14 protein-coding genes are annotated in these 12,772 nt (G+C 66.2%); 3 read left to right on the top strand and 11 right to left on the bottom strand.

Annotation, left to right across the window (positions count from 1 at the left end; all coding sequences use genetic code 11):
- Positions 1-2: 2 nt before the first annotated feature.
- Positions 3-359 (bottom strand): SCO3933 family regulatory protein, encoded by a 357-nt coding sequence (locus ACSP97_RS13425; protein WP_440557652.1) that lies wholly within the window; start codon positions 357-359, stop codon positions 3-5.
- Positions 360-497: 138 nt separating this feature from the next.
- Entirely contained in the window at positions 498-1,277 is a 780-nt protein-coding gene (locus ACSP97_RS13430; RefSeq protein ID WP_440557653.1) for a GntR family transcriptional regulator, read from the bottom strand.
- An 18-nt stretch (positions 1,278-1,295) separates the two neighbouring features.
- Between ACSP97_RS13430 and ACSP97_RS13435 the strand changes: the two genes are divergently transcribed.
- A complete protein-coding gene (locus tag ACSP97_RS13435) occupies positions 1,296-1,760 on the top strand; it encodes an NUDIX hydrolase (protein ID WP_440557655.1) in 465 nt (154 codons plus the stop codon).
- Between the two features lie 439 nt (positions 1,761-2,199).
- Positions 2,200-3,006: an IS5 family transposase gene (locus ACSP97_RS13440; protein WP_440557657.1), complete on the top strand. Its 807-nt coding sequence runs from the start codon at positions 2,200-2,202 to the stop codon at positions 3,004-3,006.
- Here ACSP97_RS13440 and ACSP97_RS13445 read toward each other — a convergent pair.
- From ACSP97_RS13445 to ACSP97_RS13475, 7 genes are all read right to left on the bottom strand, one after another.
- Complete coding sequence (locus ACSP97_RS13445; protein WP_440558420.1) at positions 2,948-3,454, bottom strand: hypothetical protein; 507 nt, start codon at positions 3,452-3,454, stop codon at positions 2,948-2,950. The genes ACSP97_RS13440 and ACSP97_RS13445 overlap by 59 nt on opposite strands.
- A 381-nt stretch (positions 3,455-3,835) precedes the next feature.
- A complete protein-coding gene (locus tag ACSP97_RS13450) occupies positions 3,836-4,426 on the bottom strand; it encodes a hypothetical protein (protein ID WP_440557659.1) in 591 nt (196 codons plus the stop codon).
- A gap of 2,399 nt (positions 4,427-6,825) precedes the next feature.
- Positions 6,826-7,296: an SMI1/KNR4 family protein gene (locus tag ACSP97_RS13455; protein ID WP_440557661.1), complete on the bottom strand. Its 471-nt coding sequence runs from the start codon at positions 7,294-7,296 to the stop codon at positions 6,826-6,828.
- Positions 7,297-7,613: 317 nt separating this feature from the next.
- On the bottom strand, positions 7,614-7,916 hold the full coding sequence (locus ACSP97_RS13460; RefSeq protein WP_440557663.1) for a hypothetical protein: 303 nt from the start codon (positions 7,914-7,916) through the stop codon (positions 7,614-7,616).
- Complete coding sequence (locus tag ACSP97_RS13465; protein WP_440557665.1) at positions 7,913-8,656, bottom strand: GntR family transcriptional regulator; 744 nt, start codon at positions 8,654-8,656, stop codon at positions 7,913-7,915. Before ACSP97_RS13465 ends, ACSP97_RS13460 begins: the two co-directional genes overlap by 4 nt.
- On the bottom strand, positions 8,653-8,877 hold the full coding sequence (locus ACSP97_RS13470) for a hypothetical protein (protein WP_093676705.1): 225 nt from the start codon (positions 8,875-8,877) through the stop codon (positions 8,653-8,655). Before ACSP97_RS13470 ends, ACSP97_RS13465 begins: the two co-directional genes overlap by 4 nt.
- Before the next feature lie 523 nt (positions 8,878-9,400).
- Entirely contained in the window at positions 9,401-9,679 is a 279-nt protein-coding gene (locus tag ACSP97_RS13475) for a hypothetical protein (RefSeq protein ID WP_440558422.1), read from the bottom strand.
- A 78-nt stretch (positions 9,680-9,757) separates the two neighbouring features.
- On the opposite strand from ACSP97_RS13475, the gene ACSP97_RS13480 reads away from it, so the two are divergent.
- On the top strand, positions 9,758-10,513 hold the full coding sequence (locus ACSP97_RS13480) for a GntR family transcriptional regulator (RefSeq protein ID WP_440557667.1): 756 nt from the start codon (positions 9,758-9,760) through the stop codon (positions 10,511-10,513).
- A 1,199-nt stretch (positions 10,514-11,712) separates the two neighbouring features.
- Here the strand turns inward: ACSP97_RS13480 and ACSP97_RS13485 are convergent.
- Together ACSP97_RS13485 and ACSP97_RS13490 are read right to left on the bottom strand one after the other, a co-directional pair.
- Complete coding sequence (locus tag ACSP97_RS13485; protein ID WP_388289154.1) at positions 11,713-12,117, bottom strand: hypothetical protein; 405 nt, start codon at positions 12,115-12,117, stop codon at positions 11,713-11,715.
- A gap of 40 nt (positions 12,118-12,157) precedes the next feature.
- Positions 12,158-12,583: a DUF4259 domain-containing protein gene (locus tag ACSP97_RS13490; protein WP_440557669.1), complete on the bottom strand. Its 426-nt coding sequence runs from the start codon at positions 12,581-12,583 to the stop codon at positions 12,158-12,160.
- Positions 12,584-12,772: the final 189 nt, after the last annotated feature.

Genomic DNA, 12,772 nt, shown 5'->3' on the forward strand with positions numbered 1-12,772 from the left:
GATCAGGCCGCCTTGGGCCCTGCGGCGGCATCGGCCAGCGACGTGACCGCGACCGCGCGGAACGCGATGCCGTGCCGCTTCTGACCGTTGAAGTCGTTCTCCCACGGCCGGGCGATCAGACCGGTGAGCGCGACCGGCGTGCCCATGGCCAGCTCGCCGGAGATGCCGGGCTCCGGAACGGTGATGGAGAGGATCTCTACCTCCTCGTTCGCCGCGAACATCACGTCGACCGTCATCAGCTTCGCCCCGCTGTCGGCATCGGTCGCGATCTCGCCGGTACGCCGGTCGCGGACCTTGACCTGCGGGGACTTGGCGACCATCACGACCGCTCCGGAGGTGTCGACGGGGATCTGACGCACAGAGATCACTCCTCTATAGATGTCGAACTCCACCACTCATGTACATGAGTGACATGAAGAAGAGTGCCCGACTCCTGTACATGAGTCAACCCGCCACGAAGAAGAACTCGTGACGGGCTGCGGGAAGTTGATCGGGCGTCAGTCGGCGGCAGGGATCCGGTACTCGAAGACGAACTGATCAGCGGCCATCAGGGTGTCGCACACCTCGACCACTCGCCCCACAGTCGTACGGGCTTCCCGGATGAGGTGGACCACCGGCGCACCGGGGCTGAGCGCCAGCTCGGAGGCTTCTGCCTTCGACGCCGGCCGCGCCTGCAAGGTCTCTACGAACTCCGCGAACTCGTGCCCGTGGTCTTCGAGCCGGGCGTAGATGCCACCGCCGCCGGGATTCTCGGCGAACAGCTCCGGGATCTCCTTCACGACGTCCCAGGGCAGGTACGACGTCGCCGTCTCGACCGGGGTGCCGTTGCGGAAGTAGAGGCGCCGGCGGGCCAGCACCTGTGCACCCGCGGGGACCCCCAGTCGTTGCGCGGCATCTTCAGGCGCCTCGATGGGGCCGACGTAGAGAACACTGACCTTGGCCGCCGCACCGGACTGCGCGGACTCCGCAAGATAGGCCGCCTGCCCACCCTGCCGCAGCGAGCGCCGAAAGCGGTCGGAGGAACGGTGCCGCACCGGAGGCCGGTCCTTCACGATCGAGCCCTTGCCGTGCCGGGTCTCGACCAGCCCGCTCGCCCGCACCTCGACCATGGCCTTACGGATGGTCCCGCCGGACACGCCGTAGCGGTCCACCAGCTCAGACTCGCTCGGCACCATGTCGCCAGGCTTCAGGACCCCCGCCCGGATCTGCTGCACGATCTCGTCCGCGATCTGCACGTACCGAGGCCCGGAACCGACCCCTCCAGCCGCAGTTCCCATAGTCCTTCCCCGCCTCCTATGCTCCTCTACATGAGTCAACCACAGGAAGCGACACCGTCCCCCCTGCACTCCGTGTCCGTGGCCGGAGTAGTGGTGCGCGAGGACGGCCGCCTCCTGGCGATCCGCCGAGCCGACAACGGCACCTGGGAACTCCCCGGCGGCATCCTCGAACTCAACGAGACCCCCGAGGCCGGCGTAGCCCGCGAGGTCCTGGAGGAGACAGGCATCCACGTCGAGGTAGACGAACTCACTGGCGTCTACAAGAACTTGAACCGCGGCATTGTGGCCCTGGTCTTCCGCTGCAAGCCCTCCGGGGGCGCCGAGCGTACATCAAGCGAGTCCACGGCCGTCTCATGGCTCACTCCGCACGAGGTCAGCGAGCGCATGTCCGAGGTCTTCGCGGTCAGGCTCCTGGACGCCTTGGACGGCAACGGGCCGCACGTACGCAGCCACGACGGCAAGCACCTCATCCCAGCGGGATAAGACTTTCTCTACTTCATCAAGGCCCGCGCACGGCTCGGGCGCGCGCCGCCTTGTCGGCGGGGCCGCCGCCCTGTCTTCGCCAGCGGCGGCCACGCCCGGCGGCGCGCTGCGTGCATGCGGGCGAGGCAGGAAAACCCGCTATGGCTGGGGCGGTCGGCTCCACGGCTTTTACTGCCTGTTCTCTATCCGCTCGCGCGGTCGGACAGGTTCGAACGGGAGCCTGGTTCGGGTGAGTCGTCCGGGGTGAGTGCATGGAGGAAGGGCCTCTTGGTAGCTCGCGGATGTCGAGTCCAGCGAGAAGCAAGAGGCCCTGTTGTCGAAGTGTCGCGTGGTCCTGGTTGCCGAGTCCAGTTCGTCCACTCGTGGGTGTGACTGCCTCGCCCACAGGTTCGGGAACGCGGTCGACCGGCCGCAGCGCCGACCCCGATACGGCTCGGACATGAGCGATGCCGAGTGGGCCGTGGTGAAGGATCTGCTGCCGGTTCCGGGCTGGCTGTCGGGCCGCGGCGGGCGTCCGGAGGGCTACTGCCACCGGCAGATGATCGACGCAGTGCGCTACCTCGTCGACAACGGCATCAAGTGGCGGGCGATGCCCGCGGACTTCCCGCCCTGGCCGCGCGTCTATGCCTTCTTCGCCCGCTGGCGGGACACGGGACTGGTCACCGAGCTGCACGACCGGCTGCGGGAAGCCGTCCGCGCCGGCGAAGGCCGCAGCACCGAGCCGAGCGCGGGGGTCGTGGACTCGCAGTCGGTGAAGGCGGACGCCACCGTCACCTTCGGCTCACGGGGCTTCGACGCGGGCAAGAAAATCAACGGTCGCAAGCGGCATCTGCTCACCGACACGCTCGGACTCCTCCTGGCCGTGCTGGTCACACCGGCATCCGTGACCGACCGGGACGGCGCCCGGTCCCTTCTGTCGGCGGCGGCCGACCGCTTCCGGCGGCTGGCGCGGGTCTGGGCCGACGGCGGCTACACCGGCCACCTCACCGACTGGACCAGCCAGCATCTCGGGCTCGTCCTCGACATCGTCCGCCGCAGCGAGGACGCCCGCGGGTTCCAGCCACTGCCCCGCCGCTGGGTCGTGGAACGGTCCTTCGCCTGGTTTCCGCGCAGCCGCCGCCTGGTCCGGGACTACGAACGACGCACCGACACGAGCGAAGCCGTCATCCGCTGGTCGATGATCGCCCTCATGAACCGCCGCCTGGCCGCACAGCGTCATCAATGCGCTGTTCTGCCGGCAGGGTGAACCTCCCGGGCTTTGCCTCCACCAGCCAGCCTCGTTCCACCAGCCGCTTCAGCCGTGCTCTCGCACCCTCGACGCGTGAGGCCGAAGCGCTGTCCCAGCCGAGTACCACGGCCGCCCGCCGGGCACCCAACCCGTCACCCCCGGCCTCAGCCGCGGCAGCCATCAGCGCCCGGTAGTCCACCGACAGGTCTTCGACCCCGGCCGCATTCTCCCGATGCGGCACGGCACGGCGCGGGCCCACCGGCTTCCTCGGCGACGCGCCAACGACCGTCTCGGCCGGCTGTTCCTCCTCGGCGAGCGCTTCCAGATACTGTTGGAGGCCGATCGTCCGAAGCCTGAGGACCTCCTCGGCATCCACCAAGTCCGCCCGCAAACGCCCCAGTTCGGCTTCGAGCTCCTCCACTCGCACGGCAGCAGCCCTCCGCCGCGTCTCCAGGACCGCCCGCATCGACGGCATCTGCCACCCCCACGCCGACTCGATCAGCAACGAGTCGAGACTCCCGCCACAGCCGCAATCTCATGCCTGACCAGCGGAATCCGCACACGGCATTCGGAAAGCGAACGACCTCTTAGACAGCCACTTTGGGGCGAGCCTCTAAGATCATGGCCCCAACGTCGTGCGGTAACGGGCAGGTCCACAGACTGCCCGACTCACCGGAAGCTTACGGGGCCGTGATCACTCGCCCCAAAGCAGCTCCAGCCCAAAGCCGCTCCACCGCCCTCGGCATAGAGCCCACCCCTCTCAAATACATGTAAAAATTCGCAGGGGTGACCCATTGCTTATTGGGTCACCCCTACAACTGGAATCTGCGGATACGCAGTTCCTCACCTATCGAGCTACAGCGTGACAGAGAACCTCCATGGACCGGGTAGCCCGCTTCACGGCTACTTGCGATTGATGCGCTATCTGTTCTCTGGGTTTTCCTGACCTCTGTAAGGCGACGAGGAGGCCTTGAACAGCGGTCTTCAACCTGCGCAGCACGCGATCGAGCCGGTGCAGCATCAGCCGCGATCGTAGGTCAAGCGGGCCGAGAGCCTCCCGCGCTGCCTCCAGCGCCAGGCCCAGTGACCCATCAGCATGTTGCAGATACGCACGCAGGCATGCCACGGCCGCTTCGATGTGCTGTTTCTTTTCCTCTGGACTTTCTGCCCGCGCAGCAGCCTCCAGGTGCCCTTTAGCGTAGAAGAATTGCTCGAATCCCTCTAACAGTGCACCGTCCAGATCCTTCCTCTTCCGCCGCTTCAGTTCGGCGATTTCAGACAACTCTGCCGCAGATGGCAACGAGTAGCCCGGACCGTTGTGAGTTACCGCATCCAGGAAATGACTGACGCTGGAGCGCGGTTCGACCCACGCGTCATCCTGTGTTAATTCATACCCTGGACCGCTGTGGGTCAGGGCGTCTAAGAAACGAGTTCCCATACTTACACGCCACCTTCCTCAGCAGGTGAACGACCGACGGCCATTCTCGTTACGCCAGGCTCAATCACTCCTGATTGCTGAGATGGTTCCGTCATTGCCGCGTGCTGAGTCATCGCGAGCCCGGGCGCCGCTCGCTGCCACTTGTCAAGGATGGCTGGCGCCCCCGCACCAACCACTATTGCCCCGAAGACGCCTAGTTGATCCGTTGCAGCAAGGCCCCATGCAACGCCAGCGCCTAATAAGATCCGTATGACTTCACCAGTGAAGTACATCGGCTTTGTGGGCCCATTTTTGACTTTCCAGGGCCACTGATTCCGCATCTGCAGGTGCTTATAGAGTGTCACCAGTGACACCAAGGCTCCACCGGCAGCGCCATAGCAGAGCATCTGCCCATGCAGCATTGGACTCCCCCAGGTGTCACGACCCAAGCCTGCGATCTACCAGGCTAGCGGCGACCCCTGTGACTGTCATACGCCTGGTGTATCATTCCGGCCGCCGCAACGTGGGGTGTTGAAGCGCAGACTTCCGCCAGACGGCGTAGTCCCAGGTGAACGGCACGCATGGCAACTTCAGTCGCTGGGTCTCGGTCACGCACGTGACCGAAAACTGTCTCGGACACGGGTACCTGCGCTAGCCCACTCTCTTCAGACCCCGCAGTCCCGAGTTGGGGGCTTACGGTCTGCGATGTTGGGTGTCAACACGCCCGGCAACGCACACATCGTGGAAGCTGCGGCCGACGGCAGTGACGGCAGTAATGACGGCAACAACGGCGGACGGCAGTGACACTCGACTGCCCAACACGGTGCGAGTGTAGGGCCGCCAGCCCAGCCCACCAATGCCTGCCCGCATCTTCTAAGCGCCTGTGCCGCCGACAGCAGCGAACCCACCGGGCGACCATGACCGGTGAGCGTCTAACTGCGTGACAAAGCTGATGGACAGCGACGGCCAACCGCGCACACCTACAGACCATCGCAGCAGGTGAGAGACACTGCCCCGAGTCAGACGCCTACCCGAGTTGCCTCGGGGTGAAGAGGCCAGGTTTCACGGTCACGTTTCCGCCGGCGCGGCTCGCTCTGGTCGACGGCAGGGCAGCGTGGCTGAGGCCGGTGGGGGTGCAGCGAGGCATACGCGCGCCAGGTTCGTCGGCGCACCCGCCGTCGTGGCTGACTGTCGTCGGCTGAGGTTCGTGCCATAACCGTGCCAGATGCAGGGGGCAGCCACGGTCAAGACCGGTGTCCTGCGGTCGAGTAGCCGCTCACTTCCTCGGCCGGTGAAGCCACAGCTCAGCCCGCAGATCACCCAGCCTCTCTCCTAACGCGGTGCTCCTATGGTTGGATCACCGACCGCTACGGCAGCGGCACAAAACAGCCGACAGGTAATCACGGCCGTTCCGCCTTACCACGGCGAAGACCCAGGTAGTCGTCGATGCCTTCCACACCGGGTACTCCGCGACACGCATTGCTGACGAACATGGCTGAGCGAACTTGGTTGGCGCAACGTTGCGCGCTCTGAGCTGTGACACCGCTGCACCTGTACCGTCCTGCACGGATGTCCTCAGCCATGTCGAGGAGGTGACCACGGAGTTGGTTAGCTGCCTCAAACGTCATCTCTGGAAAAAGCGCCGCTTGCCCGCCTGCTCCGTGCTGGCGACGAGATGCGTTCTGAAGCAAGATCCTCGTAGTGTCGGCATCGGGAAGACGGCCCTCGAGGCCGTTGGCGACGAGGCCAGAGATCTGGAAGCGCACAAGTTGATGACTAGACATGGAAGCATCCTGACGCTCTTCAGCCCTCAAGTCAGGTACTTGACCGTTTGCCCAGGTCAATGCCCAAACCGGCCGCAAGTGATCGCAGTTTCCCAAGCTGGGAGCCCTGATCGGTCCAGGCCCACGACGGATCTCGACGTACTCACCGGCGTACGCCCGGTTCACTCGATGCACCCGGCTATGCGCCCTGCCCCTGTGTAGGCAGGGTGCCCCAGGCTGGATGCTCGGATCCCATGCGGACCAAGGAGGGGGAGGGACCGTGGGTGAGTGGAAGCAGGGGAAGTGCGGTTGGCCGACGGACCGAGGCAGCTGCCGCAACAAGACGATGAAAGGCACGTCACGTTGCTACCGCCACCAAGGTGACTGGACGAAGCGCGGCCAGGCCGAGCTGAAGAAGAAGGCGAGCAAGCGCCGCAAGAAGTAGGACGGACCCGCGGAGTGAGTGTCTAACTGCGTGACAACGCCGCCGAACATCGGCGGATGAGCGCGGACGGTTGCGGACCATCAGCGCAGGTGAGCCGCAGATCAGCTGAAGGTCAAGGCTCCTTCCAAGTTGCTTCGGGACGAAGAGGTCCTGGGTTCAAGTCCCTTAACCGCGAAGGAGAAGTACCGGCTCAGGGCGGTGGGGAAGCTGGTCTACGAAGTGGGCTGGCTCTCCAGCAGTGCTTCCGCCGTCAGGGTTCTTGCCAGCGCGCCCATCAGCCATTCCGCGAGGTTCACGCCCTGGGACCAGCACTCGCCTTCGTGGTTGCACCACATGACGCCCGCAGGATCGCGGAAGTCGACCAGCGACCAGATAGTGCAGCCCCAGTCGTAGATCAACACCAGGCCGGCCGGGATGCGGCCGGACGGGTCCGGACCGTCCTGGTACAGCTCGGCGATGTCCGCAAAGTTGCCCTGCGCGGCCCCGCCGCGCACCCCCAGGATGCCTTCGTTCGGGCCGAATCCGCCGTTGGCGACCTCGACGTACAAGCGCCGCAGGAGAGGAGGCAACGGGAACCCGATGACTTCTTCCGCCGCAGCGACAGCCTCCGGTGTTGCGGGCGGAGGCAAAGTCCCCGCCCGAGCTGCGATACGCAACGCCTCGACAACCTCATCATCAGTCACGGGCTCAGCCTCTCAGCCCGGACTGGTCGGACGTGCCAGATGCGTGCCAGATCCTGCGGGGAACCACGGGGAACAGCGGGGACTTGCCCCGGATGGGGCCAAGGCTCCAACACTGCTTCGCCGCAGTTCGGCCCAGCAAACCGCCACCAAGAAACCCAAGCTTCCCAAGTTGATGGCTCAGAGTCTTCCTCCCTCGATGCCCTGCGTTCCAGCGTCCGACATAAAGCAGTGGGGAGGGGAGCCAGTTGATGCTCGGGCTCCCCTCCCCACGCGAGGTGGAAGGATGTCACGGGTGGGCGCTGTTTGCGGCCGCCGTTTCAGGGATGGTGTGGTTTGCTCGCGGTCAGGAGGTGGCCGCGGCTGGTCGCGACGCGGAGTACGTCCCGCAGGGCCCCGGTCAGTTCCTTTGCCAGGAGGCGCAGGTCCTCCGGGCCCACGTCAGGGTCGTTGAGGGTATCCGAGGCGTGTTCCAGTAGTTCGGTTGCCGTTCCCAGCTGAATCGCTTCGATGTTGTCCGCCAGGCGGGACATGTAGCCGGTCTTGTCGTCGGTGCTCAGGTAGCAGGGCTTGCCGTCCGAGCCCGACCACGGCAGGAGTCGTAGTTCGTTCGGTGCCGTCATTTTTGAGTCTGCCTCTCATCGGTCGGGTGGTGGGTGGTGAAGACGGCGTCGACGTGGTCGCCGGGGAACGCCAGAAGTGCGGCCTCGATGACCCGCCCGGAAGTGTCGGTTGCGACGCGTGTGATGGCGAGGGCTGGCGCCGAGGAGCGGAGCCGAAGGGCAGACGCTTCCTCCGGGGTCGGTGGGCGAGCGCATACCGTCTCCCGGACAGTTGCCGGTGGCCTACTCAGGACCGCGAAGCGCGTGGCTGTCTCCCGCCAGGGGGCGTTGTCGTCCTCGACTCCGGCTGGGGTCAGGTCGGGCGGGATGTAAATACGGGCCAGCCCCCGCGGGGACTCTCCCTGACGGCTGAGGCAGAAGAACTCGGTGAGTGGGCTGCCCGCCGGCACCTTGAGCAAGGTCGTCAGATGTCCGTGTGCTGCAACTGTGGTGGTGCTGACCGTGATGTTCAGGGCTGCTTCTCCGGCGGTCCACGGATCCAACGTCCCCCAGCCGCCGACGTACACGGTCTTGCGAGGCCGACGGCGGACGAAGTTGCCCTTGCCGTGGATCTTCTCGACCAGGCCCTCGGCCTGGAGGACCGCGAGGGCGTTCCGCAGGGTCACCGTGCTGACCTTGTAGCGGACGGCGAGGCCAGCCTCAGAGGGGAGGCGTTCGCCGGGCTTGATGCGGCCGCTCGTGATCTGCTGCCGGAGATCGTCGGCGATCTCGTGATGGCGTGCACGCACGGGCCGGTTCACCGCCTTCTCAGCATGCGAACGGCGACAAGTCGGGTTCGCGCGTGCATCGTCAGCAGTTCGCCAGACTCAAAGAGGAGCTGCTTGGCGCCTTGAGGGAGTTGGAAGAGGTCGGCAACCCGACAGGGCAGGCCCCCGAGTTGGATGACGTCGCCTCGTTGCACGGTGGCCGCGGTGACCTCGACGTTGGAGACCAGCGCGCCGCCGAGTGCCCGGCCGCTCACCGCTCCGCCTCCGCCTTCATAGAGTGGGGAGGCACCGTGTGGCACGGGCAGGCGCACGTCTCGTACACAAGCGGCAGGTCGACCGGTGCGGAGACCGACGAGGACTCGACGCAAGCAAGGTGTATGCCGATGCAGCACACGGCCGAGCGGTACGGAATGGCCGACGTCTCGGTGATGGGGGGCCGCTTGGGAGGAAGCATTAGCAACCTCCCGCGAGAGACGACCACGCCTCAGCCGGCATGTGAGAGGTGACCACCAGCGCGCGCCGCCGTACTCGTTGCTCCCAGGCCAGCACGTACGGGCGGACGAGCGCGTTTTCCTCCCCCGCGAGTGGGACGCGGTGGTTTGCGGCTTCGGTAGTCCGGCTCAGGACCGCCGTCGGAGCATCGGCAGGGACGGGCAGGACATGGGCAGCCTGCGGCCGAGAGGGCGCTAAGGGGCGGCGATGCCTGCCCTTGCGGGCGTACCGCGCTCTGGTGAGTGAGGCGGCGCGGCGGATACGGTTGAGCACGCTGTTCAGCTCCTATCGCTGATGGCTCGGTCCCCCGACATTGCCCGTCGTGGGGACCGCTTTGCGTACGGCCGCCCAGAGGGTGCGGCCGTTCAGGCTGGTGGCGAGAAGCCCGAACCGATCGGCCTCCGCCACGGCTTCCAAGACCTCCCGCCAGGACTCGTCCGGAAGCGATTCCGGCACCTCTGCCTCGACCGACCACGACCGGTCGTGCTCCTCCAGGCGTGCGGGGAGCCCGAGGGCCGACAGCCGGGCAGCGATGGCTGCCGCGCGAACTCCCGAAGCGGGCACAGGGCAGCCTCCGTCACCGGCGATCACTTTCAGTGAAGCTAGTTAACTAGATTAGAGCTAGTGGACTAGATTTTCCATATGCCTGAGCAGCCGCCCTATCTCCGCATCGCCGACGAACTCCGGCGGCGGATCGCGGAGCACGTATGGGAGCCCGGAGACCGCCTGCCGTCCCGCGCCCAGATCGGCCAGGAGTGCGGGGTCGGCGAGAACGTCGTCCGCCGGGCTCAGGAGCTGCTGATCTCCCAAGGAGTGCTGGAGGGGCGCGCCGGTTCCGGCACGTACGTCGCCGAGCCACGGCAACGGGTGCGCATGGTCCGGTCGTCCGCACGGGAGCGGCCCGACGGGTCGCCGTTCCGGGCGGACATGAAGGCCGTGGGCAGGCAAGGGGATTGGGAGAGTCGGACCGACGCCAAGGTGCCGGCTCCGGCGGACATCGCGGCACGGCTCGGTATCGCCGAAGGTGATCTCTGCGTCCGGACGACGTACGAGTTCCTGGGCGACGGCAGGCCTGTGCAGCTGTCCACGAGCTGGGAGCCGTACGACCTCACCGCTGGCACCCTCGTCGTCCTACCCGAGGGAGGGCCGCACGCCGGGGAAGGTGTCGTGAACCGCATGGCCGCGATCGGCATCACCGTCAGCCACGCCGTCGAGCAGCCCGAGCCCAGGCAGGCGACCGCCGAGGAGGCGTCGATACTCGGCATCCAGAAGGCCTCGCTCGTCACGCACATCCGACGGACGTACTACAGCGATCAAGGGCTACCCGTCGAGACGGCGGACATCGTGGTGCCCGCCGCCCACTGCGAGATCGTCTATGAGATTCCGATCAATCGGTGACGGTTCTGGGCCGTTGCCCTCCCAGTGACTATCCATCACGCCTCCCGTACCCGAGTGGCTCCGTCAGAATTTCGCGTACGAGGGCCGGAGTCAGTGCCCGAGTGGTCGCGTCCACGCGGTCCGCCCTGCCGATCGATCCCGGCCTCGCTACAGCTACAGTGCGCGCCGCGAGGGGGGAAGTCAGCCTCGTAAAAGAGGCTTTTTGTGATCTTGATGCCTCGATCCGGTCTCTACCGGATCCTTGGCCGCCGCCAGTCGAATGCGTGTCGAAGGCTGGTCCACGAGACGCCGAGCACGCGAAGACGGGCAAGTCAGGGAGGGTGCGATACGCGACCCGCCAAGCGCCTTCTAAGCGCTTGGCCGCAGGTTCGAGTCCTGCCGGGGGCGCCTTCCGAAGCCCTCCCCTCGGGGAGGGCTTTTTGCTGGTCAGGGCAGGTACGGCCGGGCGCGCGTCAGCCCCGGACGCCCTTCTCGTGGCCCCCGGGGCTGCCGGCTGTCACCGGGTTCTCGCGGGTGGCCGTGTCGACTACGTGTCGAGGTTTCCGTGCCGCAGGGTCGGTCGGGGGCCGGCTCCTGGGAACTCCTAGCGAAGATCTTCAGCCGCTTCGAGCCGCCTCTTCAGAGCGGGCAGCTGCCCGTCGACACAGCGGACGTAGGTGGCCGGAAGCACGGCGACGCTGTTCTGTGCCCCGGCACCGCGCGCGTCTCGCCCGCAGCACGGCCCTTGAGGTCCCGCCGCTTACGGATCTCCCAGAAGTACCCGCGGACCCGAACATGCGGGCCCGGGCCCCCAGGCACCGGTCCGGGTACGGCTGTCCAGCTCACGGCGCGTGGTGATGAGCTGCCGAGCAGTTCCCGTCTCGTTCAGAACGGTGCACGATCTTCAAACGGGACCGATGGAGGCCGCTGAATTGACTTGCGGCGGCGCGGCGTTGGGTCGAAGAGCAGGGATCTGGCGACACCGACGTGCTCGGTGGCCTGCTGTATGAGTTGGCGGAACTCGCCCGAGGGGCTCAGCGGCGCGGGGAACGGCTGTACTGCTGGATCCGTGTCTGATCTGCCCGAGTTCCGCACTCCCACAGCTGTGCGTCTCCGTCGCCTTCGCCAGACGTGATCATCCGACCAGGCGGAAGGAGGCCCTCAAGGCACAAACAGGCTTCAGGTGCATGGGACGGATGCGGTGCTGCGACTGGGAGACATCACTGCGAGGGTCCGACCACTCGATCGCGGAACTGCTGGAAAGTGTGCCAGCCTGACGTTTGTCCCGGAGCGATCAGGTCTCCTTCCGCGCAGTCGAGCACCTTGCACCGCAGAGCCTCGGCAAGGCGGAAGACAGGCGTCAGCGCGTCGTCACCGGAGCCCCGGATATGGAGCATGATCGATCCCACGGGGTCTTCTGAGCCGATGTTGAGCTCGATGGACCAAGTGGGACCGGAAACTTCGCCCCACGCGGGGTCCGAGAGATCTGCTTCGGGACAGGCCTGGGTGACAGCGGCGAGCACGTCACGTCGTCGGCCGAGCGAGTCCGGGGTGTGGTCGGCGGGGATCTCCTGCACGGAGGTGAGGTCGTCGGGCAGGCGGAGGAGGAGTACGTCCCAGCTCATTGCGGCCTTCCTGGCAAGGGTTGAGGAGCGTCACGGTCACTCAGATCAGGCTGAGCTGTTCTGCGGACGGTTGCGGCAGGAGCACGTTCTGCAGGCGCCGGATGTTCGCGCGCCAGGGGCCGCCATCCGATTCGGCCCACAGGTCCATCAGCTCGGAAGGCTCGGTCATGACACGGTCGATGGCCTGGAGCGCGAGATCGCGCAGGCCGGTGAGATCAGGAAGAGGCTCTTCAGTCCCGTAAATGGGATCGGCAGGTTCACCCCCAGGGCACTGCGCGGCGACAAGAGCGGCCGCAGCTACGGCTTCCTCGGAGTCAGGTGCTTCGAGGTAACCCGCGTTTTCGATCACGCGTATGAGAGTGCTGCGGACAATGCCCTCGCGTTCGCCTACGGCCGCCTCATCAAGGTCCCCGCAGAAATCCGCTGCTGTGTCGTTGTCAAAGGGACCGACATCCCAGGTACCCATACGTCACTCCTGCATCGCCATATCTGTCCGCGACATTCTGATGGGAGCCACTGACAACGGCGTCGCCGTTGCGCCCCCGGAACCAGCACGGGGGCACGTCTGGTGGCGCTGGGCCGACCGGCCGGAGGAGCCGTCGGAGGCCTGCCCGATGCCCGGGTTGTTCCGCTGACACCCAACGCCGGCGCCGCC

The organism is Streptomyces sp. SCPE 10, from assembly GCF_051980735.1.
GTDB lineage: Bacteria > Actinomycetota > Actinomycetes > Streptomycetales > Streptomycetaceae > Streptomyces > Streptomyces misionensis.